The organism is Rhodanobacter sp. K2T2 (genome assembly GCF_013408815.1).
GTDB lineage: Bacteria > Pseudomonadota > Gammaproteobacteria > Xanthomonadales > Rhodanobacteraceae > Rhodanobacter.
Genome location: NZ_JACCCA010000001.1, coordinates 556,592 through 579,955, shown reverse-complemented (window position 1 = coordinate 579,955; position 23,364 = coordinate 556,592). Strand labels below are relative to the sequence as shown.

Below are 23,364 nucleotides of genomic sequence, written 5' to 3'. Positions count from 1 at the left end.
CGTGCGCTGGCTGGCAGGGTTGGCACCGTGGGATTAGAAGCCAGCCGCTTGTGGTCAGGGCTGCTCTCGTGGATTGGAATTTATCGTGCGTGGTTAGCCGCAGTAAATCATGCGTATCGATGGTCCGTCAGCGCCCTGCGAAGCGCGCGTCGCGTCGATCAACGTGATGATTCGGCTCGCGTATGGCGCACGCGCGGCCGCATCGTGCGCCGCGTTCTTGCGACTGCATGCCTGGACGGCAGGTCCTGTACATGCTTGCCGAAAAAGCGCGCTGGCGCGCACGAACGGCTATCGCCATCTTCAAAACCACGTGCTTTTCTCATACCGCCGATTCGGCGGGGCCTTTCAAGGTTTCCGGTGATCTGTTCCGTCCGATGACCGGAGTCACAGCGGCGTGGACTGTCCCACGCCGTATTCACGCAGTCGTCGAGCAACGACGGCCGCTATTGCAAAGGAGTTTTACATGAACACGCATTTCGAACGTACCGGCCCCCTCACCGAAATCAGCAGTTATCCGCAGTGGGCACAGGACATGATCGCCGACTGCGCCAAGACCAAGGCACGCGTCATCGACCACGAAATCTGGAAGATGATGATGAATCTGGAGCTCGATCGCGAGTCGACCGCCAACTTCATGAAAGGCCTGTGGCCCTTCATCGAGCGCTTTCCCAGCTTTATGGCGCTCAACCTGCTGAAGACCCGTTATGGACGCAGCGCCGGTGACGACATGGCACGACGCTGGCTGGTGCGTAATATCCGCGTCGAGCAGAACCATGCCGAGTACTGGATCAACTGGGCCGAGGGGGCGGGTGTCTCGCGTGACGACCTTCTTCATACCGACGCGCCGCACGGCACGGATGGCCTGTTGCGCTGGTGCGAAGAAGTCAGCTCGCGCGGGACGCTGGCGGCAGGCATGATTGCCACCAACTATGCCATCGAGGGTGTCACTGGCGAGTGGTCAGCCATGATTTATCAGAGTACAAAGTACCGGGAGAGCTTCGATCCATCGATTCGTGCGGGCAGCTTGCGCTGGCTTCACCTGCACGCTGATTACGATGACACGCATCCGTGGGAGGCGTTGGAAATTGTCTGTACCATCATGGGTACGAACCCTTCGCCTGTTGAAGTCGCCCATCTGGCCGAGTGCATCAAACGTAGCTATGTGAGCATGATTCTTCTTGGGGATCGCTGTATCCAGCGTCAGTGGAGCTTCGGTAAGGTGAACGAGGCCGCAGCTTGATGTAGCTACTGGATGCATACTGCGAGAAGGATCGCCGAGGCTTAATCAAACCAAAAGGCAATCGATGCGTTTCATCGGTGCGAGTCTCAAGAGGCCTCTTTCAAAGCGGTTAATGCCGTTGGCCTACGCGCTTGCGGTTGTCATCGTGCTGATCATGGCGTTGACCTGGATTGTGTTGCAGGTCCAGATAACTCTCGCTGGTTTTCTCAACAGCGAGAGTCTTTGGTCCAAGGCGCAGAAGCAGGCCGTGATCGACCTGAGCAACTACGCTGTCAAAGGCGATGCGACGTCGCTTGCCAGTTTCAAGCACAACTTCGGGGTGCTTGAATCCGATCGTTTCGGTCGGGATGCCATCGCTTCGGGTCATTTCGACAAGGCGGTGATCGAGGACGTATTTCGCCGCGGCAGCATCATGCCGGCGGCGAGGCCGGGCATGACCTTTATGCTGGAGCACTTTTCCTCGGCGCCGCATATCAACGAGGCGTTGAATGCCTGGCGCTCCACCGACGATAAGATCGCCGAACTCAACGTGGTAGCCGGAGAGCTCGAACGCGGCTACGGCGCGGGGACCATGTCACAGACCGAGATCGAGCGTCAGCGCGAGCGTATCAATACGCTCAATACGTTCATCGAGCCGCGCACCCAGCTTTTCTCTGTCGAAGTGGTCAACGGTGCGATCTGGCTGGGCCGCGTGCTGTTCTGGGGCGTGCTCAGCGCGTTCCTGCTCGCGGCCGTCTTGTGGGTACGCATGGCGCGACGCATTCTGGACAGCATTCGTGGCAGCGAGGAGCGCTATCGCCTGGTATTCGACAGTGCGGCCGATGCCATCGTGATGGTGGACGAAGAAAGCGGCCGGATACTGGACGCCAACCAGGCGGCCAGCGCATGGACCGGGCGCCGCTGGGATGAACTGGTCGGCGACCGCTTCGTGCACCTGTTCACCCAGCAGATTTCTCGCAAGGAAGGTCGCCCGACCGTCAACGCGCTGCTCAATGCCGATGGCAGCAAGCGTCCGGTCGAAACGCAGAGCAGCCTGGTCGACTGGAGCGGGACGTCCGTGCGCCAGGCGATCATCCGTGACATCTCCGAGCGGGTGGCGATGGAGCAAGAGCGCCGCGTGGCGGCCGAGGCGCTGGCCAGCATCGTCGAGGGCGTGATCATCGCCGACGCCGACCGGCGGGTGGTGTCGACCAATATGGCGCACACCGGCATCACCGGTTTCACCACGCGCGAGCTGTTGGGCAAGCCCTTCGAAGATACCCGCACGCTGCCGGACGGCTCCCCGCTGCCGTTGTCGATCTGGAAAAACATCGCCGCGGGACACAATTGGCTCGGTGAAGTGCAGAGCACGCGGCGCGATGGCAGCACGTACCCCGAGCAGCTGAGTATCAGCGCCATCCGCGATGCGGAAAACAATGTGCAGTATTACGTGGCGGTGTTCACCAACATTTTTTCCAGCAAGGCCAACCAGCGTCGGCTGGAGCATCTGGCGCGGCACGACCCGCTCACCGGCATGGTCAACCGCTCGGAGTTCGAGCGCCACTGCAGCGAGGCGATTGCCGTGGCCGCGCGTGAGCGCATGGCCATCGCCGTGCTGTTCATCGACCTGGATGCGTTCAAGATCGTCAACGACTCCTACAGCCACGCGATCGGCGATCGCTTGCTGGTGAAGGTGGCCGAGCGGATCAGCCAGCAACTGGCCGAGGGCGATATGGCCGGGCGCATCGGCGGCGACGAATTTACCGTGCTGCTGCATCGACTGAGCCTGCGCGAGGACGCCCGGCCGATCGTCAACCGGCTGCTGGCGAGCCTGTCCGAACCGTTTGTGGTGGACGAGTACGAAATTTTTCTGAGCGCCAGCATCGGCGTGGCGGGTTTTCCGCTGGATGGCACCGACGCGTCGTCGCTGATCGCCAATGCCGACGCGGCGATGTACGCGGCGAAAACCCAGGAGCGCAATGCCTACCGCTTCTACTCGCCGATGATGCACGCCAATACGCGCAAGCGCCTGCAGCTGGCCAGCGAGCTGCGTCAGGCGCTGGCTCGCGACGAGTTCTATCTGGTGTACCAGCCCAGCGTGGAAATGCGCACCGGGCGCATCGTGGCAGTGGAGGCGCTGCTGCGCTGGCAGCATCCCGAGCGCGGCGAGATATTGCCCGGCGAGTTCATCCCCATGGCCGAAAGCCTGGGCATGATCCGACGCATCGACGAGTGGGTGCTGCAGGCGGCCTGCGCACAGATTCAGGCGTGGGATCTCGCTGGCGTGCCGGCAATCCGGGTGGCGGTGAATATTTCCGCGCGCTGGTTCGGTCAGCCGGCCTTTGTCGAAGGCATCCATCGCACGCTGCTGGCGCGCCACGTTCCGGCGCAGCGGCTGCTGTTGGAGATCACCGAGAGCGCCATGCTGCGCCTCGGTGAAGATACCGAGCGCACGATGCACATGCTGCACACGCTGGGCATCGACGTGGCGATCGATGATTTTGGCACCGGCTATTCCTCGATGTCCTATCTCAAGCTGCCGGCCGTGGCGTTTTTGAAGATCGATCGCTCCTTCGTCACCGGCTTACCGGATAACGCCGGTGACGTGGCGATTGCCGAGGCGATGCTGGCGATGTCGAAGGCTCTGGGCCTCACGACGATTGCCGAAGGCATCGAAACCGAGGCGCAGCACGAATTTCTGCTGCGCGCCGGCTGCATGGAAGGGCAGGGTTATCTGTATTCCTACCCCGTGAGCCCGAGCAAGATCGAACGGCTGCTGCGCCCAAGCGCCACGCCGGGGGTCACCAAGCTCAGGCTCGTACCGCCCAAGCGTACCTAGCCAGGCTTTACGCGGCGACCGCGGCGTCCCTGGATGCGACCTGCAGCGGCGCGCAGTGCCGATGGAGCCACTCCAGGTCTGCCTCTTCCAGCAGCGGGCTCAGTGCGGCACGCACCTTGGCGTGATAGTCGTCGAGCCAGGCGCGTTCCTCCGGATTGAGCAGTGAGATTTCCAGCGCGTTGCGATCGAACGGGCACAGTGTCAGCGTTTCGAACGCGTAGAACTCGCCGAATTCGGTCGTATCCGCTTCGATCACCACGGCCAGGTTTTCGTGGCGAATGCCGTGGCGGCCCGGTTTGTACAGGCCCGGTTCGATCGAGCTGATCATGCCCGGCTCCAGCGCCACCAGCGCGCTGCCGGACACCGGCGGACGGATGCCGTGCGGGCCTTCGTGCACGTTGAGGAAATAACCCACGCCGTGGCCGGTGCCGTGGCCATAATCCATGCCCGAGGCCCACAGCGGCGCCCGCGCCAGCGCATCGAGCTGCGGGCCGCTGGCACCCTTGGGAAAACGGGCGCGGCTCAGCGCGATCATGCCCTTCATCACCAGGGTGGCATCGCGGCGCTGCTCGTCGGTGGTCGGGCCCAGCGCCAGCACGCGGGTGATGTCGGTGGTGCCGCCGTGGTACTGGCCGCCGGAGTCGATCAGCAGCAGGCCTTTGGCCTGCAGGTGGCTGTGCTGCTCGGGCGTGGCGCGATAGTGCGGCAGGGCGCCGTTGGCCTGGTAACCGGCGATGGTGTCGAAACTCTTGCCGACGTAGCCGGGCTGGATCGAGCGCTCCTCATATAAAAGCGTGTCGACATCCAGCTCGGTCAGCGCCATGCCGGCGGCGAGACGCTGTTCCAGCCGGCGGAAGGCGCAAACCAGTGCGGCGCCGTCGCGGCGCATCACTTCGCGCACATGGTCGAGTTCGGCGGCGCTTTTGCGCGCTTTCATCGCGGTGCTGGGGTTGGCAGCCTCGATGCGCTTGACCGCCGCAGGAATGGCGGCGTCGATGGTGCTGACGATGCGGCCGCTGTCCAGCAAAAGACTATCTTGCGCGCCCAGATCGGCGAGCGCGGAGGTGATCGTGGCGTAATCGGCGACCGCGATGCCGTCGGCGGCCAGCGCGCCGACCAGCGCATCGCTGAGTTTGCTGCGCGCGACAAATAACGTGCCGTGGCCGCCGGCTTCGATCAGCAGGTGTGCCAGAAAGACCGGGTTGCATTCCACGTCGCTGCCGCGCAGGTTGGTCAGCCAGGCGATATCGTCGAGGCTGGAAATAAGGTGATGCGTGGCGCCGAGCTTGCGCATGCTGTCGCGCACGCGGGCGAGCTTTTCTGCGCGGGGAATCACCGCAAAGGCCGCATCGTGCGCCACCACCGGAGCGGTGGGCAGCGCCGGGCGATCGCTCCAGATGGCACCTGGCAGATCGAGGTCCGTGCGCAGGGTGGCGCCGCGGTCGCTCAACTTTTTCTCGATCTGTCGCTGCGTATTCACCGCCACGCTGTCGCCCGCGATTGCCAGCACGTCGCCCTCATGCAAATGCTTTTGCAGCCACGCCAGGTGTTCGGCCGCGTGCGGCACCTGCAGCTTCATCAGCGAAATGCCGGTACCGGCCAGCTGCTGCTCGGCCTGCGAAAAATAGCGCGAGTCGGTCCACAGCCCGGCATGGTCGGCCGTAACGATCAGCGTGCCCGCGGAACCGGTGAAACCGGACAGCCATGCGCGTGCCTGCCAGTGGTCGGGGAGGTACTCTGAAAGATGCGGGTCGGCGCTGGGCACAAGTACGGCGGCGACACGATGCTGCTGCATGGCGGCGCGCAAGGCGGCCAGACGGCCGGGAATCGGGGAGATGGCGGAAGAGGTCATGCGTTCATGCTAGCAGGCGATCCGGCGCCTTTTCACGCGCTGCGACAGCGCCGTGGATGAATTAAATCGGTCGAATATTAAATGCTCTCTCGCAGCGGGACGGTTCTGCCGCTAAAATGCCTATTTCCAGCACGGCTACTTTCCATGACCCCCCTGATTTTTGTCACCGGCGGTGTGGTGTCCTCGCTTGGCAAGGGCATTGCTGCGGCTTCACTGGCCTCGATTCTGGAAGCCCGCGGGCTTTCGGTCACCATGATGAAGCTCGACCCGTACATCAACGTGGACCCCGGCACCATGAGCCCGTTCCAGCACGGCGAGGTCTACGTGACCGACGACGGCGCGGAAACCGATCTCGATCTCGGCCACTACGAGCGTTTCGTCAACACCCGCCTTGCCGGCAAGAACTCCATCACCACCGGCAAGATTTATGAAAGCGTGATCCGCAAGGAGCGCCGCGGCGACTATCTCGGCGCCACCGTGCAGGTCATCCCGCATATCACCGACGAGATCAAGCACTGCATCCACGAGGCCACGCGCGGCTTCGATGTGGCGCTGGTCGAGATCGGCGGTACGGTCGGCGATATCGAGTCGCTGCCGTTCCTCGAAGCCATTCGTCAGCTGCGCATCGAACACGGCCCCGAAAAAGTGGTGTTCATGCACCTGACCCTGGTGCCGTATATCAAGGCCGCCGGCGAGATCAAGACCAAGCCGACCCAGCATTCGGTGAAGGAGCTGCGCTCGATCGGTATTCAGCCCGACATTCTGCTGTGCCGAAGCGAGCAGGCGCTGCCCGAGGGCGAGCGTCGCAAGATCGCCCTGTTCACCAACGTGCCGGAGCAGGCGGTGATCAGCGCGGTCGACGTCGACGTGATCTACAAGACGCCGCTGTGGCTGCACAGCCAGGGCCTGGACGACATCGTGGTGAAGCGCCTCGGCCTGGATGCCAAGCCGGCTGATCTTTCCGCCTGGCAGCGCACGGTCGACGCAGTGGTGAATCCGAAAGACGAGATCACCGTCGCCATCTGCGGCAAGTATGTCGAGCACAAGGATGCCTACAAGTCGCTTGGCGAAGCCCTGCGCCACGGCGGCATCAAGCAGCAGACGCGAGTCAATCTGAAATGGATCGATTCGGAGCAGATCGAGGCCGACGGTGCCGCGGCGGTGCTTTCCGATGTCGATGCCATTCTGGTGCCGGGCGGCTTCGGCAAGCGCGGCTTCGAGGGCAAGATTCTGGCCGCCCGCTATGCGCGTGAGCACGGCGTGCCGTACTTCGGCATCTGCTACGGCATGCACGCGGCGGTGATCGACTTTGCCCGCCATGTGGCGAATCTGCCTGAGGCCGATTCCAGTGAGAACGATCGCAATACGCCCGATCCGGTGATCGCGTTGATCACCGAATGGACCACCGCCACGGGCGAAGTCGAACAGCGCAGCGATCGCTCCGACCTCGGCGGCACCATGCGCCTGGGTTCGCAGGAGTGCCGCCTCAAGGCCGGCACGCTGGCACGCGAGCTTTACGGCCAGGATGTGATCGCCGAGCGCCATCGCCATCGCTACGAATTCAACAATCGCTACCGCCAGGCGTTCGAGGATCTAGGGCTGGTGATTTCCGGCAAGTCCATGGACGACCTGCTGGTGGAAATCGTCGAGCTGTCGCCGCAGGCGCACCCGTGGTTCCTCGGCTGCCAGGCGCATCCGGAATTCACCTCCACGCCGCGCGACGGCCACCCGCTGTTTATCGGGTTTGTCCACGCCGCGCGTGAGTACAAGGCCGTGCGCGACGGCCATCGTCTGGCCCAGCAGGAGTCCATGGCATGAAATTATGCGGTTTCGAAATCGGGCTGAACCAGCCGCTGTTCCTGATCGCCGGCCCGTGCGTGGTCGAGTCCGAGCAGCTGCAACTGGACGTCGCGGGCAAGCTGAAGGAGATCACCGGCAAGCTCGGTGTCAACTTCATCTTCAAGTCGAGTTTCGACAAGGCGAACCGTTCGTCCGGCGAAAGCTTTCGCGGCCCGGGGCTGGAAGAGGGCCTGCGCATTCTCGGCGAAGTGCGCCGCCAGATCGGTGTGCCGGTACTTACCGATGTGCACGAGTACACGCCGATGGACGAGGTCGCCTCGGTGGTCGACGTGCTGCAGACGCCGGCCTTTCTGTGCCGACAGACCGACTTCATCCAGAAGGTCGCGCGCGCCGGCAAGCCGGTGAATATCAAGAAGGGCCAGTTCCTTGCGCCCTGGGACATGAAGCACGTGGTGGCCAAGGCCAAGGCCGCGGGCAACGACGACATCATGGTGTGCGAGCGCGGCGCGAGCTTCGGCTACAACAACCTGGTGTCGGACATGCGTTCGCTCAGCGTGATGCGCGAAACCCAGTGCCCGGTGGTCTTCGACGCGACCCATTCGGTGCAGCTGCCGGGCGGCCAGGGCACCAGCTCCGGGGGTCAGCGCGAGTTCGTGCCGGTACTGGCGCGCGCCGCCGTGGCGGTCGGGATTGCCGGGCTGTTCGCGGAAACGCATCCCGATCCGAGCAAAGCACTTTCCGACGGCCCGAACGCGTGGCCGCTGGGCAAGATGGAAGCGCTGCTGGAAACGCTGATGGCGCTCGATGCGGTCACCAAGCGGCACGCCTTTCTCGAAGATTCGCTTTAAGCGCAGGCGCCGCTTTGGCGCGCGTAACTCCTTTCGTTAGCACCGTCCAGACAGGAACTCCATGACTACCGATATCACTCACATTCACGCCCGCGAAATCCTCGATTCACGCGGTAATCCCACGCTGGAAGCCGAAGTCACCCTGAGCGACGGCAGCTTTGGCCGCGCCGCGGTGCCGAGCGGCGCATCGACCGGATCGCGCGAGGCGGTCGAGCTGCGCGACGGCGACAAAGCCCGCTACGGCGGCAAGGGTGTGAAGAACGCGGTGGCCAACGTCAACACGACGATTGCCGATGCGCTGAAGGGTTTCGATGCGGTCGACCAGAAAGGTCTCGACGCCAAGCTGATCGCGCTCGACGGCACGCCGAACAAGGGCAAGCTCGGCGCCAACGCACTGCTCGGTGTGTCGATGGCAGCCGCGCACGCGGTGGCCGCGTCGCGCAAAGAGCCGCTGTGGAAGTATCTTTCAAACGGCAAGCCGGGTGCGCTGCCGGTGCCGATGATGAACATCATCAACGGCGGCGAGCATGCCGACAACAATATCGACGTGCAGGAGTTCATGGTGCTGCCGGTCGGCCTGCCGAACTTCGCCGAGGCACTGCGCGCCGGCGCGGAGATTTTCCATGCGCTGAAGAGCGTGCTGCACGGTCGCGGCCTGAGCACGGCGGTGGGTGACGAAGGCGGCTTCGCGCCGAACCTGCGTTCCAATATCGAGGCGCTCGACACCATCCTCGAAGCGATCGGTAAAACCGGGTACAAGGTCGGCAGCGAGATTCTGCTCGGGCTCGATGCCGCCAGCTCGGAGTTCTACAAGAACGGCAAATACGATCTGGCCGGCGAAGGCAAGCAGTACACCTCCGAACAGTTCGTCGACCTGCTGGCCGGCTGGGCCAAGCAGTACCCGATCGTCACCATCGAAGACGGCATGGCCGAAGGCGACTGGGATGGCTGGAAGCTGCTGACCGACGCCATCGGCGATCGCATCCAGGTGGTCGGCGACGATCTGTTCGTGACCAACCCGGCGATCTTCCGCGAAGGCATCGAAAAGCACATCGCCAATTCGATCCTGATCAAGGTCAACCAGATCGGTACGCTGTCCGAAACGCTGGAAGCCATCGAGATGGCTGACGCGGCCAGGTATTCGGCGGTGATCTCGCACCGCTCCGGCGAAACCGAAGACACCACGATCGCCGACATCGCCGTGGCCACCACGGCGACCCAGATCAAGACCGGTTCGCTCTGCCGCAGCGATCGCGTGGCGAAGTACAACCAGCTGCTGCGCATCGAAGAGCAGCTTGGCACCGCCGCGCGTTATGCCGGTCGCGGTGCGTTCCCCAATCTCAGCAAGCTGCCCGGCTGAGCGGGGCGTTTGACTGCCGATGCTGCGCTGGGTCGCCCTGGTTTTGCTCCTCATCCTGGTCGGACTGCAGCTGAAGCTGTGGTCCGGCGCGGGCAGCATGCGCGACGTCGACAGTCTGCGCGTCGCGGTGAAGAAACAGGGCGATGAAAACGATCGTCTGACTCAGCGCAATCAGGCGCTGGGCGCCGACGTGCAGGATCTCAAGCACGGCGACCAGGCCGTCGAAGCTCGCGCGCGTACCGAGCTGGGCCTGATCAAGCCGGGCGAAACCTTTTATCAGGTGGTCGAGGCGCCGGCTGCGGCTTCGTCAGTGCAGCCAGCAGCGGCATCGACGGCGGCGCAAGCCGGCCAGCCGTGAGTGTGCCGACACTTACAAGCGGCTCTTTCTGGTGCGTGGTGCCGGCGGCCGGACGCGGCACGCGGGTCGGCGGCGACTGCCCCAAGCAATATCTGCCGCTGGCCGGGCGCCCGCTGATTCTGCACACGCTCGAGCGCCTCGCGGCGCATCCGCGCATCGCCGGGCTGCTGGTGACGCTTGGTTCGTCGGATGTGCATTGGCCCGCAATCGACTCGCTGCACGGCAAGCCGGTGTTCACCGCCATCGGCGGTGCCGAGCGGAGCGATTCGGTGCTGGCCGGACTCGAGGCCTTACCCGCCAATGTGGGCGCCGATGATTTCATTCTGGTACACGACGCGGCAAGGCCCTGCGTGCGGCAGGCCGATATCAGCCGGTTGATCGATCTTTGCACGGTGGTGGACGGCGGCCTGCTCGGCGCGCCGCTGCGCGATACGCTCAAGCGCGCCAACGACGCCTCGCGCAGTATGGCCACCGAGCCGCGCGACGAGCGCTGGCGTGCGTTTACGCCACAGATGTTTCGTCGTGGCCAGTTGAGTGCAGCCTTGCACGATGTCGCCGCACGCGGCGTCAAGGTCAGCGACGAGGCGATGGCGATGGAGCAGGCCGGCTTCGCGCCGCTGCTGGTCGAAGGCGCCGAGGACAATATCAAGATCACGACGGCGGCGGATTTTGCGCTAGCCGAGTTTCTGCTCGCGAGGACGGGATGATGCGCATTGGTAACGGCTTTGACGTGCATGCGTTCGGCGAAGGCGATCACGTCACCCTTGGCGGTGTGCGCGTGCCGCACAGTCATGGCGTGATCGCGCATTCGGACGGCGACGTGGTCATCCACGCACTGTGCGACGCGATTTTCGGCGCGTTGGCGCTGGGCGATATCGGCGTGCATTTTCCGCCGAGCGACGAGCGCTGGCGCAACGCGGACAGTCGCCAGTTTCTTCGTCATGCGGCCATGCTGATGGCGCAACACGGCTATGCGCTGGGCAATGCCGATATCACGGTGATCGGCGAACGACCCAAAGTTTCCCCGCACGCGCAGGCGATGCGCGAATGCCTGGCGGCGGATCTCGATAGCGAAGTCAGCCGCATCAGCGTCAAGGCCACCACGACCGAGAAGCTCGGCTTCACCGGCCGCCGCGAAGGCATCGCCGCGCAGGCCACCGTTCTGCTCGAGCGCCGTTGAGCGCTCGTTGAATCATCAAAATGCCGGCGTTGCCGGTGGAGCGTCATGTCCGAATCCGAAGAGACTCCCGTTCAAGCGAGGTCACGCGAGCCCGCCGAGAGCACGTCGATCAACACGCCACTGCCGTGGGCTTATGGCGTGCCGCCGCTCAAAGCACAGTTGCGCAGCACGCCCGACGATTTCCGGGTCGAAGAAGTGCTCGGTTACGACGCCGACGGCCAGGGCGAACATGCGCTGCTGTGGGTGGAAAAACGCGGTGCCAACACCGACTGGGTAGCCAGAGAGCTGGCGAAATTCGCCGGCGTAGCGCAGGTAGCCGTCGGCTATGCCGGCATGAAGGATCGGCACGCGGTAACGCGGCAGACCTTTTCCGTTCAACTGGCGGGTAAGCCTGACCCGGACTGGTCGACTTTTCCGCATGCCGACGTGAAAGTGCTGGCGGCCACGCGGCATTCGCGCAAGCTCAAGCGCGGCGCGCTGCGTGGCAATCGTTTCGTGCTGGTGCTGAGGCAAGTGCAGGGCGACCGCGATGCTGCCGAGCACGTATTGCAGCAGATCGCCAGGCGCGGTGTGCCGAACTACTACGGTGAGCAGCGCTTCGGTCGCGAAGGCGGCAACGTGGCGCAGGCGCGCGCCATGTTCGCTGGGCGCCGCGTCGAGCGCGACAAGCGCTCGTTTCTGCTTTCGGCGGCGCGGTCGCAGATATTCAACAGCGTGCTGGCCGCGCGTGTCGAGAGGGACGCGTGGGACAGCCCGCTCGACGGCGACATCTGGGCCCTGGCCGGCTCGCGCTCGTGGTTCGGGCCGGAGCCTTTCAGCGAGGTGCTGGCCGAGCGGCTGGCGCGTTTGGACATTCATCCGTCCGGTCCGCTGTGGGGCCAGGGCGAGCTGCCCAGCAAGGGAATGGCTTGTGCGCTGGAGCAATCCATTGCTGAAAGTTACAGTGATCTGGCGGCGGGTCTGGTCGCCGCCCGCATGGACCAGGAGCGCCGGCCGCTGCGATTGGTGCCGACCGATCTGACATGGCGCTGGCTGGAGGAGGATGCGCTGGAACTGTCTTTCGAACTGCCGGCCGGCGCGTACGCTACGGTCGTGGTGCGCGAACTGGCGCAGAGCTGATCGGCGCAGGCGCTCAGCCTTTCAGCAATACGACGACAGCGCCGGTGCCGCCTTGCGCCGGACGCGCCGAGGCAAAGGCGATCACGTCGTCGCGCCGGCGCAGCATGCGATCGGTCAGACCTTTCAATACCGGCCCGGCGGCGCGCGAGCGCAGGCCCTTGCCGTGCACGATGCGCACGCAGCGCAATCCGTTTTGTTTGGCTTCGGCGAGAAACATGATGATGGTGGACTGCGCCGCCGCGGCGTTCATCTGGTGCAGGTCGATATCGTCCTGCACGCTGAACTGACCGCGCTTGAGCTGGCGCAGCAGTTTGGGCGAATAGCCGTCGCGCAGATAGCTCAGTTCCTCGCCCACTTCGAGCACGGCCGGATCGAACGCCATGTCGAGTAGCTCGCCGGGCACCGCGGCCTCGTCCGCTTCGAACATGTGCGGACGTGGTTCCGGTTTGGCCGCTGCAGGTGGCGGGACGACGGAATCGAGCTTGCGCACCTCGCCGATCGACTCGCGAAACAGCCGGCTGTCGTCGTCATTGATCGGTGCGGATGCGCGGCGCTTCATGGCCCCATGCTAACCAAAGCGTGCGTGATGGTGCGAATGCGCATGGCCGCAGTCGACGCGCGCAGTCTACGGCGTGTGAAACCGGGCACTCGCTCCGGTAGACTTCAACAGTTAAGACGTGTCGCGAAATCACCGCTGCGCGCAACCGTCAGCTTTCAACGGAGCAACATGCGAGTTCTGGTCAGTAACGATGATGGTGTGGATGCCCCCGGCATCCACGTGCTTGCCGAGCGCCTGCGCGAAGTCGGCGAAGTAACCGTGGTGGCGCCCGATCGCGATCGCTCCGGCGCCAGCAACTCGCTGACGCTGGATTCGCCGCTGCGCGTGCTGCCGATGGGCAACGGCTACTTCCGTGTGGCCGGCACGCCGACCGACTGCGTGCATCTGGCACTGGCCGGCCTGCTCGATGAAGAGCCCGATATCGTCGTGTCCGGCATCAACAATTCGGCCAACCTCGGTGACGACGTGATCTATTCCGGCACGGTGTCGGCGGCGATGGAAGGGCGCTTCCTCGGACTGCCGGCGATCGCGGTGTCGCTGGTGACCAAGGATCACAACGGCCAGCATTACGACTGCGCAGCGCAGGCCGTGCTGCTGTTGATGCAGCGCCTGCTGGTCGATCCGCTGCCGGCCGACACGATACTCAACGTCAACGTGCCCGATCGGCCCTGGTCGGAAATTAAGGGTTTCGAAGTGACCCGCCTTGGCCGTCGGCATCGTGCGGCGCCTTCGGTGGCGCAGATCGATCCTCGCGGTCGACCGATCTGGTGGATCGGCCCGGCGGGCGAGGTCGACGACGACAGTCCCGGTACCGATTTCAACGCGGTGCAGCGTGGCTTTATTTCCATCACACCGATTCACGTCGATCTCACTCGCTTTCAGGCGCTGGAAAAAGTCAGCAGCTGGATCGAGGAATTGAGCGACAGCGTGAAGCATGACCGCACCAACGCGCACGAGGTGGTCTGAGCGATGACCGTCTATCGATTGCCGGCGGCTGAGCTGAAAGGCGAGGGCATGACCTCGCAGCGCGCACGTGATCGCCTGGCCGTGAGCCTGAAAGAGAGCGGCATTCGCGACCCGCGGGTGATCGAGGTGATTCGCGACCTGCCACGTCATCACTTCATCGATCAGGCGCTGCATTCGCGCGCCTACGAAAACACCGCGTTGCCGATCGGCCACGGCCAGACCATTTCGCAGCCATGGGTGGTGGCGCGCATGACCGAAGTGCTGCTGGAGCACTTCGATGCCAAACAGGGCATGCCGAAGAAGGTACTGGAGATCGGCACCGGCTCGGGCTATCAGGCGGCCGTGCTCGCGGCCCTGGTGCCGGAGCTTTTCACGGTCGAGCGTATCGAGGAGCTGCTGCGACAGGCGCGGCGGCGCTTTCGCCAGCTCGGCATTACCAATCTGCGTTCGAAGCACGACGACGGCAAGCTCGGCTGGCCGGGCGAGGCGCCGTTCGACGCGATCATCCTCACCGCGGCGGGCGATACGATTCCTACCCGCATTCTGGACCAGCTCACGCCCACCGGCGTGCTGGTCGCACCCGTCGGTTCGGCCAGCAGCCAGACCCTGATCCGCATGCGCGGCGATGGCGAAGGCGATTTCATCCAGGAAGAGCTGGGCCCGGTGAGCTTCGTACCCTTGCTTGGCGGGATCGGCTGATGCGGCTGTTTGGAAAACTCTATGCCCAGGCGCTGTTCTGGGCGCGCAGCCCGAAAGCGATTTACTACCTTGCCGGATTGAGCTTCGTCGAAGCCTTCATCTTTCCGATTCCGCCGGAGGTGATGCTGGCGCCGATGATGTTGGGCAAACGGCACAAAGCCTTCCACTTCGCGAACCTGAGCCTGCTGTTTTCGCTGCTTGGTGCGCTGGTCGGATATGCGCTGGGGCATTGGGCGTTTCAGGCGTTGCGGCCGGCACTCGATTCGCTGCACCTGCTGGCGCCGATCGAGCAGGGTGTAACCGTGCTGCGGCAGCAGATGGCGCAGCATCGGTGGGGGCTGTTCGGCGTGCTGATCCTGGCAGCGCTGCAGCCGGTGGTACCGATGAAGTTCGTGACCTGGGCCTGCGGCATCATCGGCGTGCCGGTGCTGCCGTTCCTCGCCTGCATCGGGATCGGGCGTGGCAAGCGGGTATGGCTGCTTGCGCTGCTGATTCGCCTGTTCGGCGAGCGTGCCGAACGCATTCTGCATAAATATATCGAGTGGATCGGCTGGGCCGCGCTGGTGCTGCTCGGGCTGCTGCTGGTCTGGTGGGTTTGGCTGCGTTGAGCGCCGCTCGTGCAGTGGAGCGGTCTGGTATGAAAAAAGGATGGCGCCTCGGTATGCTGCCCCCCATGAATGGAACGACCTTGAATCGACTGGTTACACGCCGACCTTTGCCGTTGCTGGCGCTTGCGATCGCATCGACGATGCTGGCTGCGTGCGGCACCATGCACAGTTCGGTGGTCGTCGAACCGGCGGCTGGCGGCAACTACAGCAGCGGAAATGTCGTAACGCCGGCTGCGCAGACCTCGATTCCCGGCGGCAGCTATCAGGTGGTGAAGGGCGATACGCTGTATTCGATTGCCTTTCGCAACAAGGTGGACTTTCGCGATCTGGCGCAGTGGAACGGCGTTGCCGCGCCTTACACGATTCATCCTGGCCAGCGGCTGAAGCTGTCTCCGGCCACGACGCCAGCGGCCGTTGCCGGCACTCGCCCGACCGCTCCGATTGCGCCGCCATATTCGACAATCGCCCAGACTTCGGTGCCGGTGCATGCGGCGTCGGCTCCGCCGGCCGCATCGACGCCCATGTTCGAGCCGGTCACCGCGCCAGCGGCCGCATCGTCCGGTGCAAAACCGCCAAGCTCGGCAACCGTTGCGGCTGCGCCCGCCGTCGCGGCGCCGCCCAAACCGGCGATGCCGGCAACCGCCGCTACAACCAGCGTCGTTCCGGTGGCGGGCGTAAAGACGCCTTCGCCTGCCGTGCTGCCACCGCCAGCGCCCGCGCAGGCGGTTTCCACCGGCCCCGCGCGCGCGGTGAGCGGCGTCACCTGGCGCTGGCCGGCACAGGGCACCTTGATCAAGCGCTTCCAGCCTGGCGATGCGATCCCCGGTATCGAGATCGGCGGCAATGCCGGCGACGCGGTACGCGCGGCGGCCGATGGCGTGGTGGTTTACAGCGGCAACGGGCTAGTGGGTTATGGCGAGCTGGTCATCATCAAGCACAGCGACAGCTTCCTGTCGGCTTACGGCCACAACAGCAAGCGCCTGGTGAAGGAAGGTCAGCGCGTGACGGCCGGCCAGCAGATCGCCGAAATGGGCTCTACCGGTGCCACGCGCAATGAACTGGAATTCCAGATTCGCAAGGATGGCAACCCGGTCGATCCTCTCGGCTACCTGCCGCCGCATTGAAAACCGGAAAGTTAGCTCGACGGCAGTGACGGGGTCGGCAGGATGAATCCGGCAATCACCCGTCGCCCCTCGCCGGCGAGCAAGTTGTAGGTGCGTGCCGCGGCGGCGTTATCCATCACTTCGATGCCGATGTTCCGGCGCAGGAATCCGGCCATAAAGGCCGCCGAAGGGAATGTCTGCCGAAGGCCGGTGCCCAGAATCACCAGCTCCGGCTGCAATGCCAGCAAGGCCTCGACATGGTCGGCACCCAGCTGGCTGGCGGCATCCACCGTCCAGTTTTCGATCGCCTGATCCGGCGCCAGCAGGAAGCTGCAACTCAGTTCACGATCAAGCAACGTGATGCTCTGTGCGCCCACGCGGCGCACCAGCAGATAGCCATCGGTTTGATCGAGTGACAGATCCATCAGCGCGGCAGGGCGATCTTCGGTTCGTCGATATTGCGCCGGAAAAGCACCACGACGTGGCCGATCTGGTGGATGATTTCGGCCTCGGTACCCACACTCAGGGTCTCGATCTGGGCCTCGCGCTCTTCCTTGTCGCCGCCGGACAGCTTGACCTTGACCAGTTCGTGCTGATTCAGTGCCAGGCCGAGCTCTTTGACGACCGCGTCGCTGGCGCCCTTGTTGCCGAGCAGGATCACCGGGCTCAAATCGTGGGCGAGGCTGCGCAGGTAACGTACCTGCGAGGAGGAAAGGGCCATGTCGTACGTACTCAATTCGCTGTCATTCGACATCTAAGGGTATCATGCGTCTACAAGCCGCACGTCGAAAAACATTCGGCCGTCACAGGCGATGGACGATCTTCAGTACTGTTCCTGCCGTCAGCGCGTGTTTTCTCGGCGTTTCAGCAATTCCTCTTTTTTTGGCTGTCTCCGACCATGACCCGCAGCAAAAGCAGTGCCGTATGGCTGCGCGAACACTTCAACGACGTCTACGTCAAAAAGGCTCAGGCCGAGGGCCTGCGTTCGCGCGCGGTCTACAAGCTCGAGGAGCTGATCGAACGCGATCGTCTGCTCAAGCCCGGTATTCACGTGGTCGATCTGGGCGCGGCGCCGGGCAGTTGGTCCCAACTGGTGCGCCAGCGGATGGGCGATACTGGCACCGTGGTGGCGCTGGATATCTTGCCGATGCAAAGCATCGCCGGCGTGGATTTCCTGCAGGGCGATTTCCGCGAGGAGTCGGTCTTGCGTGAGCTGGAGGGCCGACTGAACGGTCAGAAGCTGGATCTTGTGCTGTCCGATATGGCCCCCAATATGAGTGGTGTGGCGCTCGCCGACCAGATCCGTGCCATGGATCTGGCCGAGCTGGCGCTGGACTTCAGTCGACAGTGGCTCAAGCCCGGCGGTTCGTTCCTGATCAAGTTGTTTCAGGGGGCCGGTTTTGACAATTACTTGCGCAGCTTGCGCGCGGACTTCACCCGCGTGACTATGCGTAAACCAAAGGCCTCACGCGCCCGTTCGCGTGAGGTGTACGCACTGGCAACAGGCAGAAAGCCTTCTTCGGTGCAACCGGGCGAGAAACGCGCATGAATGAGACAGCTAAAAACGTATTGCTCTGGGTCATCATCGCGGCGGTTCTGTTCGCCGTGTTCCAGAGCTTCAATCCGCACGGATCCTCCTCTTCCGATCTGCCTTACAGCGCCTTCGTGCAGAGCGTCGACAACGGCAACGTGTCGACGGCCGTCATCAGCGCCGACCAACCGGCCACCATCAGCGGCAAGCTGAAAGACGGCAGCACTTTTCATACGGTCGCCCCCGTGCTCGGCATCTCCACCAACGAGGTGGTGAAGCAGATGCAGGACAAGGGCGTGGAAGTTCGCCAGGATCCGTCGGAAGGCTTCTCGCTGATCGGACTGCTGATCAGCTGGCTGCCCGTGCTGCTTATCGTCGGCGTGTTCATCTGGTTCATGCGCCAGATGCAGTCAGGCGGCGGCGGTCGGGGCGCCATGAGCTTCGGCCGCTCGCGCGCCAAGCTGCAAGGCGAGGATCAGATCAAGGTCAATTTCAGCGACGTCGCCGGTTGCGACGAAGCCAAGGAAGAAGTGGGCGAGCTGGTCGAGTTCTTGCGCGACCCGGGTCGCTTCCAGAAGCTGGGCGGCAAGATTCCCCGCGGCGTGCTGATGGTGGGCCCGCCCGGCACCGGCAAGACCCTGCTGGCCAAGGCGATCGCCGGCGAAGCCAAGGTGCCGTTTTTCGCGATCTCCGGTTCCGACTTCGTCGAAATGTTCGTCGGCGTCGGCGCCAGCCGCGTGCGCGACATGTTCGAGCAGGCCAAGAAGCACGCGCCCTGCATCATCTTCATCGACGAAATCGACGCGGTCGGCCGCCATCGCGGCGCTGGGCTCGGCGGCGGTCACGATGAGCGTGAGCAGACATTGAACCAGCTGCTGGTCGAGATGGATGGTTTCGAAGGCACCGAAGGCATCATCGTCATTGCCGCAACGAATCGGCCCGATGTGCTCGATCCGGCATTGCTTCGTCCGGGCCGTTTCGATCGTCAGGTCGTCGTGGGTCTGCCGGACGTGCGTGGCCGCGAGCAGATTCTGAAAGTGCATATGCGCAAGGTGCCGACAGCGAGCGACGTCAATGCCATGACAATCGCGCGCGGCACGCCGGGTTTCTCCGGCGCCGACCTGGCCAACCTGGTCAACGAGGCGGCGCTGTTTGCGGCGCGCGAGAACGCCCGCGAAGTGCGCATGGTTCATCTGGACAAGGCGCGCGACAAAATCCTGATGGGCTCCGAGCGCCGCTCGATGGCAATGAGCGAGGACGAGCGCAAGCTCACGGCATATCACGAGTCGGGCCACGCCATCATCGGCCGTCTGGTGCCGGAGCACGACCCGGTTTACAAGGTGACCATCATCCCGCGCGGCCGTGCGCTGGGTGTCACCATGTACTTGCCGGAGGGTGACAAGTACAGCATCAATCGCGTCGCCATTCAGTCGCAGCTTTGCTCGCTCTACGGCGGTCGTGTGGCTGAGGAGCTGATCTTCGGTGCCGACAAGGTGACCACGGGTGCGTCCAACGACATCGAGCGGGCGACCAAGATGGCGCGCAACATGGCGACCAAGTGGGGCCTGTCCGACGAGCTGGGTCCGGTCACCTACGGCGAAGACGAGGACGAGGTGTTTCTCGGTCGCTCGGTGACGCAGCACAAGAGCATCTCCAACGAGACGGCAAGCAAGATCGACGAAGTGGTGCGCGGCATCCTCGATCGCGCTTACGCGCGCACCAAGGAGCTGTTGACCGCCAATATGGACAAGCTGCATATCATGGCCGAGCTGTTGCTGCAGTACGAAACCATCGACGCGCATCAGATCAACGACATCATGGCAGGGCGTGAGCCCGGTCCGCCGGCCGACTGGACCAAGAATCCGCCGACCAGCAGCACACCACCGCCACCGCCGCCGAAAAGCGACGCGGGGCAGCCCATCGGCAAGGTGGGCGATCCGGCCGCGCAAAATCGTTCTGGCTTCTAAGGCTGGGCGAGGCCGAAGCTTTCTTGCTGGGTACGAAAGCGCTTCGCGCATATTCGAAAGCGGTTGATAGAAAGGCGGCCATCGTGTCGCCTTTCTGTTTTTCGCCGTTCCACACGCTGACCCTAGCCATCCATGAAGCAGCATGCTGCGCAAAACGCCATCGCAGCGTAACGTCGGCCTTTGATGATGTCGCCTAAATGAAATTTTTTGACGAAAAGTGTTGACGCATGGGTGCGGAGTCTGAATAATTCCGCTTCTTGGTTCGCCGCATCGATGCCCAAACATTGTTGCAGCGGTCAGACGTTTTCAGTGCGCCCGTAGCTCAGTTGGATAGAGTACCTGGCTACGAACTAGGTGGTCGGGAGTTCGAATCTCTCCGGGCGCACCATTTACACGGCGAGGCGGGGTGCTTGCACCCCGTTTTGTTTTTACGGGAAGCGGTTTTCTCGTAGAGATATTAGGTATAGATACAAGGTGCGTGCTTCGATACGGATTGACGGATCGCGGTGTCACCCGTAACATTTCAAGGCTTCGATGAGTTGAAATCTTCGATCGATCGTTGCGGGGTATAGCTCAGTCTGGTAGAGCGTTGCGTTTGGGACGCAAAAGTCGGGGGTTCGAATCCCTCTGCCCCGACCAGCAACGCGTTCTTCTGGTAGTGACTGCGCCTGTAGCTCAACCGGATAGAGCATCGGCCTTCTAAGCCGACGGTTGCAGGTTCGAGTCCTGTCGGGCGCACCAGTTTCAAGATTTATGGTGGGTGTAGCTCAGCTGGTTAGAGTCCCGGATTGTGATTCCGGTTGTCGTGGGTTCGAATCCCATCATCCACCCCAGTTTCAAAGCCCAGTTTCATCGGGCCGTTAGCTCAGTTGGTAGAGCAGTTGACTCTTAATCAATTGGTCGAAGGTTCGAATCCTTCACGGCCCACCAATTCGAAAGGGACTTGCGCTTGCGCAGGTCCCTTTTTTCTTGGAGAGAAGTAAAGCGCCGGTGTCGCGCCATCGGCTTGAATAGGCGGCTTGTGCTGCGGTGTCGTGGAACCGTAAAATGGAGCGCTTTCGTATAAGGGAATCATCGACTTAGACGAGCGCGGCAAAGGCGGGGTGGGGCTAATTCTCAGCGGCGATTGGCGGAGAAATAGGCTTGGCATTCCTGTGGTTGCGCGAGTTTTCCGTGGTTGGCGCGCGAGAGTGGCGGAATTGGTAGACGCACCAGATTTAGGTTCTGGCGACTAATCATCGTGGGGGTTCGAGTCCCCCCTTTCGCACCAAACCGGGTGATTTTTCTTTTTTTTGTCGGCGGCGGTTGCTGCCAGGGTGCCTATTGCAGGCCCATAACATCAGGTTGTACCAGGAGACGTCATGCAGGTTTCGGTTGAAAACATCGGCACGCTCGAGCGCAAGCTCACGGTGAAGTTTCCCGCGGAGCGGTTCGAGACGCAGGTGACTGCACGTATTGCGGAAATGGGCCGTACGGTGCGTCTGAAGGGCTTTCGTCCGGGCAAGGTGCCTACCACGGTCATCAAGCAGCGCTTCGGCGCGCAGGTGCGTGGCGAGGTGCTTTCCGACCTGATCGGCAGCACGCTGCGTGAAGCGGTGGAGCAGGAAAAGCTGCAGCCCATCGCCAATCCCTCGATCAACACGACCGGCCAGCCGGAAGATGGCGAAATTGCCTACACCGCTACCTTCGAAATCCTGCCGGAGTTCCCGGTCATCGACGTATCGGGTCTGGAAATCACCCGCCCGGTCGCCGTGGTGACCGATGCCGACATCGACAAGATGCTCGAAACCCTGCGCCAGCAGCGCCGCAGCTTCGATGAAGTGGAGCGGGCGTCGGTGGAAGGCGATTTTGTGATGTTCGAATATTCCGCCGAGGCCGGCGAGTATCGTTTCCCAGCCGAAGGCATGGAGCGCGCGGGCAGCGTGCTGGGTTCGGGCAACCTGTTCAAGGCGCTGGACGATGCGCTGGTCGGTCACAAGGCCGACGACAGCTTCGACACCGATATCGCCTTTCCGGCCGACTTCCGCAATGAGGAGCTGGCCGGCAAGACCGCCAAGGTCAGCTTCAAGATCATCAAGGTGCAGGAGCCCAAGCTGCCCGAGATCGACGGCGAATTCGCCAAGCTTTTCGGTATCGAAGACGGCGATCTGGAAGTGTTCCGCAAGGAAGTGCGCGCCAATCTCGAGCGCGAGCTGAAGGCGGCGCTGATGGCCCGTCTGAAGTCCGAAGTGGCGGAAAAGCTCGCCAATCTGCACGGCGAGCTGGAAGTGCCCAAGCTGATGGTGCAGTCCGAGGCGCAGAACATGGCCGCGGGCAACGTGCCGCGCGGCCAGCAGCCGCCGCCGCAGTTGATCGAAGCGGCGCTGCCGATCGCGCAAAAGCGTGTGATTGCCGGGTTGTTGATGGGCGAAATCGCCCGTAAGCAGTCGCTGGTGATCGATCGCAAGCGCGTCGCCGAGCAGCTGGCAGCTATCGCGTCCACCTACGAAGAGCCCGAGAAAGTCATTGAACTCTACAACGGCGACCCCCAATTGATGTCTGGGCTGCAGAATCGTGTGATGGAAGACCAAGTCGCGGAGTGGGTGGCAGAACATGCTAAAACTACGCAGCAAGATCTGAGTTTCGATGACGTGATGCGTCCGGCTAACGCCTGAGCCTTACCAGGTCCATTCAACGGAGAGCTGCAACCATGGCTATGGACCAAATCCAGAATCTCAATTTGATACCGATGGTCGTCGAGCAGACGGCCCGCGGCGAGCGCTCCTACGACATCTATTCGCGGCTGTTGAAGGAGCGCGTGATCTTTCTGGTCGGTGAAGTCAACGACCAGGTCGCCAATCTGTTGGTCGCCCAGATGCTGTTTCTGGAATCGGAAAATCCAGACAAGGATATCCAGTTCTATATCAACAGCCCGGGCGGCGCGGTCACGGCCGGTTTGGCGATCTACGACACCATGCAATTCATCAAGCCGAACGTCAGCACGATGTGCATCGGTCAGGCGTGCAGCATGGGTTCGTTCCTGCTGATGGCGGGTGCCAAGGGCAAGCGCTATGCGTTGCCGAATTCACGCATCATGATCCACCAGCCCTCCGGCGGCGCGCAGGGGCAGGCGACCGACATCGAGATTCAGGCACGCGAGATTCTCTACATCCGCGAGCGCCTGAACCGGCTCTACGTCGAGCACACCGGCCAGCCGATCGAGAAGATCGAGCTGGACATGGAGCGCGATCGCTTCATGAACGCCGTCGACGCCAAGGCTTACGGCCTGATCGACGAAGTGCTCGGCAAACGCGCGGGCGACACGGTCAAATCGGCCTGATCCCCTCGCTGCACACGCGTGTCCCGACCAGCGTTTC

General features: G+C 63.0%; 21 protein-coding genes and 6 tRNA genes. 23 read left to right on the top strand and 4 right to left on the bottom strand.

Annotated features, from left to right (window positions below):
* The first annotated feature begins 463 nt into the window (after positions 1 to 463).
* Positions 464 to 1,240, top strand: a complete 777-nt coding sequence (locus tag HDE78_RS02510; protein ID WP_179476918.1) for an iron-containing redox enzyme family protein — start codon at positions 464 to 466, stop codon at positions 1,238 to 1,240.
* A 112-nt stretch (positions 1,241 to 1,352) separates the two neighbouring features.
* Positions 1,353 to 4,058, top strand: a complete 2,706-nt coding sequence (locus HDE78_RS02505) for an EAL domain-containing protein (RefSeq protein WP_179476917.1) — start codon at positions 1,353 to 1,355, stop codon at positions 4,056 to 4,058.
* Between the two features lie 7 nt (positions 4,059 to 4,065).
* Here HDE78_RS02505 and HDE78_RS02500 read toward each other — a convergent pair whose 3' ends face one another.
* Positions 4,066 to 5,910: an aminopeptidase P family protein gene (locus HDE78_RS02500; RefSeq protein ID WP_179476916.1), complete on the bottom strand. Its 1,845-nt coding sequence runs from the start codon at positions 5,908 to 5,910 to the stop codon at positions 4,066 to 4,068.
* Positions 5,911 to 6,054: 144 nt separating this feature from the next.
* On the opposite strand from HDE78_RS02500, the gene HDE78_RS02495 reads away from it, so the two are divergent.
* The 7 genes from HDE78_RS02495 to truD all read left to right on the top strand — a co-directional run bounded on the left by HDE78_RS02495 (position 6,055) and on the right by truD (position 12,575).
* Positions 6,055 to 7,728: a CTP synthase gene (locus HDE78_RS02495; RefSeq protein WP_179476915.1), complete on the top strand. Its 1,674-nt coding sequence runs from the start codon at positions 6,055 to 6,057 to the stop codon at positions 7,726 to 7,728.
* Positions 7,725 to 8,558 carry a 3-deoxy-8-phosphooctulonate synthase gene (gene kdsA / locus HDE78_RS02490; protein WP_179476914.1) on the top strand — a complete coding sequence of 278 codons (834 nt, stop codon included), beginning with the start codon at positions 7,725 to 7,727 and terminating at the stop codon, positions 8,556 to 8,558. Before HDE78_RS02495 ends, kdsA begins: the two co-directional genes overlap by 4 nt.
* 61 nt (positions 8,559 to 8,619) lie before the next feature.
* A complete protein-coding gene (gene eno / locus HDE78_RS02485; RefSeq protein ID WP_179476913.1) occupies positions 8,620 to 9,918 on the top strand; it encodes a phosphopyruvate hydratase in 1,299 nt (432 codons plus the stop codon).
* Between the two features lie 19 nt (positions 9,919 to 9,937).
* A complete protein-coding gene (gene ftsB, locus HDE78_RS02480) occupies positions 9,938 to 10,276 on the top strand; it encodes a cell division protein FtsB (protein ID WP_179476912.1) in 339 nt (112 codons plus the stop codon).
* A gap of 2 nt (positions 10,277 to 10,278) precedes the next feature.
* The gene (ispD, locus tag HDE78_RS02475; protein ID WP_345776017.1) at positions 10,279 to 10,983 is read left to right on the top strand and encodes a 2-C-methyl-D-erythritol 4-phosphate cytidylyltransferase; all 705 of its coding nucleotides are present in this window, start codon (positions 10,279 to 10,281) and stop codon (positions 10,981 to 10,983) included.
* On the top strand, positions 10,983 to 11,456 hold the full coding sequence (ispF, locus tag HDE78_RS02470) for a 2-C-methyl-D-erythritol 2,4-cyclodiphosphate synthase (RefSeq protein ID WP_304624545.1): 474 nt from the start codon (positions 10,983 to 10,985) through the stop codon (positions 11,454 to 11,456). The genes ispD and ispF overlap by 1 nt, the downstream gene beginning before the upstream one ends.
* A 45-nt stretch (positions 11,457 to 11,501) precedes the next feature.
* Entirely contained in the window at positions 11,502 to 12,575 is a 1,074-nt protein-coding gene (gene truD / locus HDE78_RS02465; protein WP_179476910.1) for a tRNA pseudouridine(13) synthase TruD, read from the top strand.
* A 13-nt stretch (positions 12,576 to 12,588) separates the two neighbouring features.
* Here truD and HDE78_RS02460 read toward each other — a convergent pair whose 3' ends face one another.
* Positions 12,589 to 13,134: a Smr/MutS family protein gene (locus tag HDE78_RS02460; RefSeq protein WP_179476909.1), complete on the bottom strand. Its 546-nt coding sequence runs from the start codon at positions 13,132 to 13,134 to the stop codon at positions 12,589 to 12,591.
* 168 nt (positions 13,135 to 13,302) lie between these two features.
* On the opposite strand from HDE78_RS02460, the gene surE reads away from it, so the two are divergent.
* The 4 genes from surE to HDE78_RS02440 all read left to right on the top strand — a co-directional run bounded on the left by surE (position 13,303) and on the right by HDE78_RS02440 (position 16,531).
* The gene (gene surE, locus HDE78_RS02455; protein WP_179476908.1) at positions 13,303 to 14,100 is read left to right on the top strand and encodes a 5'/3'-nucleotidase SurE; all 798 of its coding nucleotides are present in this window, start codon (positions 13,303 to 13,305) and stop codon (positions 14,098 to 14,100) included.
* Between the two features lie 3 nt (positions 14,101 to 14,103).
* Positions 14,104 to 14,799: a protein-L-isoaspartate(D-aspartate) O-methyltransferase gene (locus tag HDE78_RS02450; protein ID WP_179476907.1), complete on the top strand. Its 696-nt coding sequence runs from the start codon at positions 14,104 to 14,106 to the stop codon at positions 14,797 to 14,799.
* On the top strand, positions 14,799 to 15,407 hold the full coding sequence (locus tag HDE78_RS02445) for a VTT domain-containing protein (protein WP_179476906.1): 609 nt from the start codon (positions 14,799 to 14,801) through the stop codon (positions 15,405 to 15,407). The genes HDE78_RS02450 and HDE78_RS02445 overlap by 1 nt, the downstream gene beginning before the upstream one ends.
* A 140-nt stretch (positions 15,408 to 15,547) precedes the next feature.
* Positions 15,548 to 16,531 carry a peptidoglycan DD-metalloendopeptidase family protein gene (locus HDE78_RS02440; RefSeq protein ID WP_255457604.1) on the top strand — a complete coding sequence of 328 codons (984 nt, stop codon included), beginning with the start codon at positions 15,548 to 15,550 and terminating at the stop codon, positions 16,529 to 16,531.
* Positions 16,532 to 16,542: 11 nt separating this feature from the next.
* On the opposite strand, the gene HDE78_RS02435 is transcribed toward HDE78_RS02440, so the two are convergent.
* Positions 16,543 to 16,935, bottom strand: coding sequence for an Mth938-like domain-containing protein (locus HDE78_RS02435; RefSeq protein ID WP_179476904.1), 393 nt, complete (start codon positions 16,933 to 16,935; stop codon positions 16,543 to 16,545).
* Positions 16,935 to 17,231 (bottom strand): ribosome assembly RNA-binding protein YhbY, encoded by a 297-nt coding sequence (gene yhbY, locus HDE78_RS02430; RefSeq protein WP_179477118.1) that lies wholly within the window; start codon positions 17,229 to 17,231, stop codon positions 16,935 to 16,937. Before yhbY ends, HDE78_RS02435 begins: the two co-directional genes overlap by 1 nt.
* A 177-nt stretch (positions 17,232 to 17,408) precedes the next feature.
* Between yhbY and rlmE the strand changes: the two genes are divergently transcribed.
* The 10 genes from rlmE to clpP all read left to right on the top strand — a co-directional run bounded on the left by rlmE (position 17,409) and on the right by clpP (position 23,327).
* Entirely contained in the window at positions 17,409 to 18,059 is a 651-nt protein-coding gene (rlmE, locus tag HDE78_RS02425; RefSeq protein ID WP_179476903.1) for a 23S rRNA (uridine(2552)-2'-O)-methyltransferase RlmE, read from the top strand.
* Complete coding sequence (gene ftsH / locus HDE78_RS02420) at positions 18,056 to 20,008, top strand: ATP-dependent zinc metalloprotease FtsH (protein WP_179476902.1); 1,953 nt, start codon at positions 18,056 to 18,058, stop codon at positions 20,006 to 20,008. The genes rlmE and ftsH overlap by 4 nt, the downstream gene beginning before the upstream one ends.
* A 311-nt stretch (positions 20,009 to 20,319) precedes the next feature.
* Positions 20,320 to 20,396, top strand: a tRNA-Arg gene (locus tag HDE78_RS02415).
* Positions 20,397 to 20,570: 174 nt separating this feature from the next.
* Positions 20,571 to 20,647: transfer RNA gene (locus tag HDE78_RS02410), tRNA-Pro, on the top strand.
* A 25-nt stretch (positions 20,648 to 20,672) separates the two neighbouring features.
* Positions 20,673 to 20,749: transfer RNA gene (locus HDE78_RS02405), tRNA-Arg, on the top strand.
* A gap of 15 nt (positions 20,750 to 20,764) precedes the next feature.
* Positions 20,765 to 20,841 (top strand) — tRNA-His (locus HDE78_RS02400).
* A 21-nt stretch (positions 20,842 to 20,862) separates the two neighbouring features.
* Positions 20,863 to 20,938 (top strand) — tRNA-Lys (locus tag HDE78_RS02395).
* Between the two features lie 254 nt (positions 20,939 to 21,192).
* Positions 21,193 to 21,278, top strand: a tRNA-Leu gene (locus HDE78_RS02390).
* A gap of 91 nt (positions 21,279 to 21,369) precedes the next feature.
* Positions 21,370 to 22,662 carry a trigger factor gene (gene tig, locus HDE78_RS02385; RefSeq protein WP_179476901.1) on the top strand — a complete coding sequence of 431 codons (1,293 nt, stop codon included), beginning with the start codon at positions 21,370 to 21,372 and terminating at the stop codon, positions 22,660 to 22,662.
* Between the two features lie 41 nt (positions 22,663 to 22,703).
* Positions 22,704 to 23,327 (top strand): ATP-dependent Clp endopeptidase proteolytic subunit ClpP, encoded by a 624-nt coding sequence (gene clpP / locus HDE78_RS02380; RefSeq protein WP_304624554.1) that lies wholly within the window; start codon positions 22,704 to 22,706, stop codon positions 23,325 to 23,327.
* The last annotated feature ends 37 nt before the right edge of the window (positions 23,328 to 23,364 follow it).

Coding starts and splice junctions, on each gene's coding strand:
- HDE78_RS02510 (WP_179476918.1), top strand. CDS start 464: ATGAACACGCATTTCGAACGTACCGGCCCCCTCACCGAAATCAGCAGT.
- HDE78_RS02505 (WP_179476917.1), top strand. CDS start 1,353: ATGCCGTTGGCCTACGCGCTTGCGGTTGTCATCGTGCTGATCATGGCG.
- HDE78_RS02500 (WP_179476916.1), bottom strand. CDS start 5,910: ATGACCTCTTCCGCCATCTCCCCGATTCCCGGCCGTCTGGCCGCCTTG.
- HDE78_RS02495 (WP_179476915.1), top strand. CDS start 6,055: ATGACCCCCCTGATTTTTGTCACCGGCGGTGTGGTGTCCTCGCTTGGC.
- kdsA (WP_179476914.1), top strand. CDS start 7,725: ATGAAATTATGCGGTTTCGAAATCGGGCTGAACCAGCCGCTGTTCCTG.
- eno (WP_179476913.1), top strand. CDS start 8,620: ATGACTACCGATATCACTCACATTCACGCCCGCGAAATCCTCGATTCA.
- ftsB (WP_179476912.1), top strand. CDS start 9,938: ATGCTGCGCTGGGTCGCCCTGGTTTTGCTCCTCATCCTGGTCGGACTG.
- ispF (WP_304624545.1), top strand. CDS start 10,983: ATGCGCATTGGTAACGGCTTTGACGTGCATGCGTTCGGCGAAGGCGAT.
- truD (WP_179476910.1), top strand. CDS start 11,502: ATGTCCGAATCCGAAGAGACTCCCGTTCAAGCGAGGTCACGCGAGCCC.
- HDE78_RS02460 (WP_179476909.1), bottom strand. CDS start 13,134: ATGAAGCGCCGCGCATCCGCACCGATCAATGACGACGACAGCCGGCTG.
- surE (WP_179476908.1), top strand. CDS start 13,303: ATGCGAGTTCTGGTCAGTAACGATGATGGTGTGGATGCCCCCGGCATC.
- HDE78_RS02450 (WP_179476907.1), top strand. CDS start 14,104: ATGACCGTCTATCGATTGCCGGCGGCTGAGCTGAAAGGCGAGGGCATG.
- HDE78_RS02445 (WP_179476906.1), top strand. CDS start 14,799: ATGCGGCTGTTTGGAAAACTCTATGCCCAGGCGCTGTTCTGGGCGCGC.
- HDE78_RS02440 (WP_255457604.1), top strand. CDS start 15,548: ATGCTGGCTGCGTGCGGCACCATGCACAGTTCGGTGGTCGTCGAACCG.
- HDE78_RS02435 (WP_179476904.1), bottom strand. CDS start 16,935: ATGGATCTGTCACTCGATCAAACCGATGGCTATCTGCTGGTGCGCCGC.
- yhbY (WP_179477118.1), bottom strand. CDS start 17,231: ATGGCCCTTTCCTCCTCGCAGGTACGTTACCTGCGCAGCCTCGCCCAC.
- rlmE (WP_179476903.1), top strand. CDS start 17,409: ATGACCCGCAGCAAAAGCAGTGCCGTATGGCTGCGCGAACACTTCAAC.
- ftsH (WP_179476902.1), top strand. CDS start 18,056: ATGAATGAGACAGCTAAAAACGTATTGCTCTGGGTCATCATCGCGGCG.
- tig (WP_179476901.1), top strand. CDS start 21,370: ATGCAGGTTTCGGTTGAAAACATCGGCACGCTCGAGCGCAAGCTCACG.
- clpP (WP_304624554.1), top strand. CDS start 22,704: ATGGACCAAATCCAGAATCTCAATTTGATACCGATGGTCGTCGAGCAG.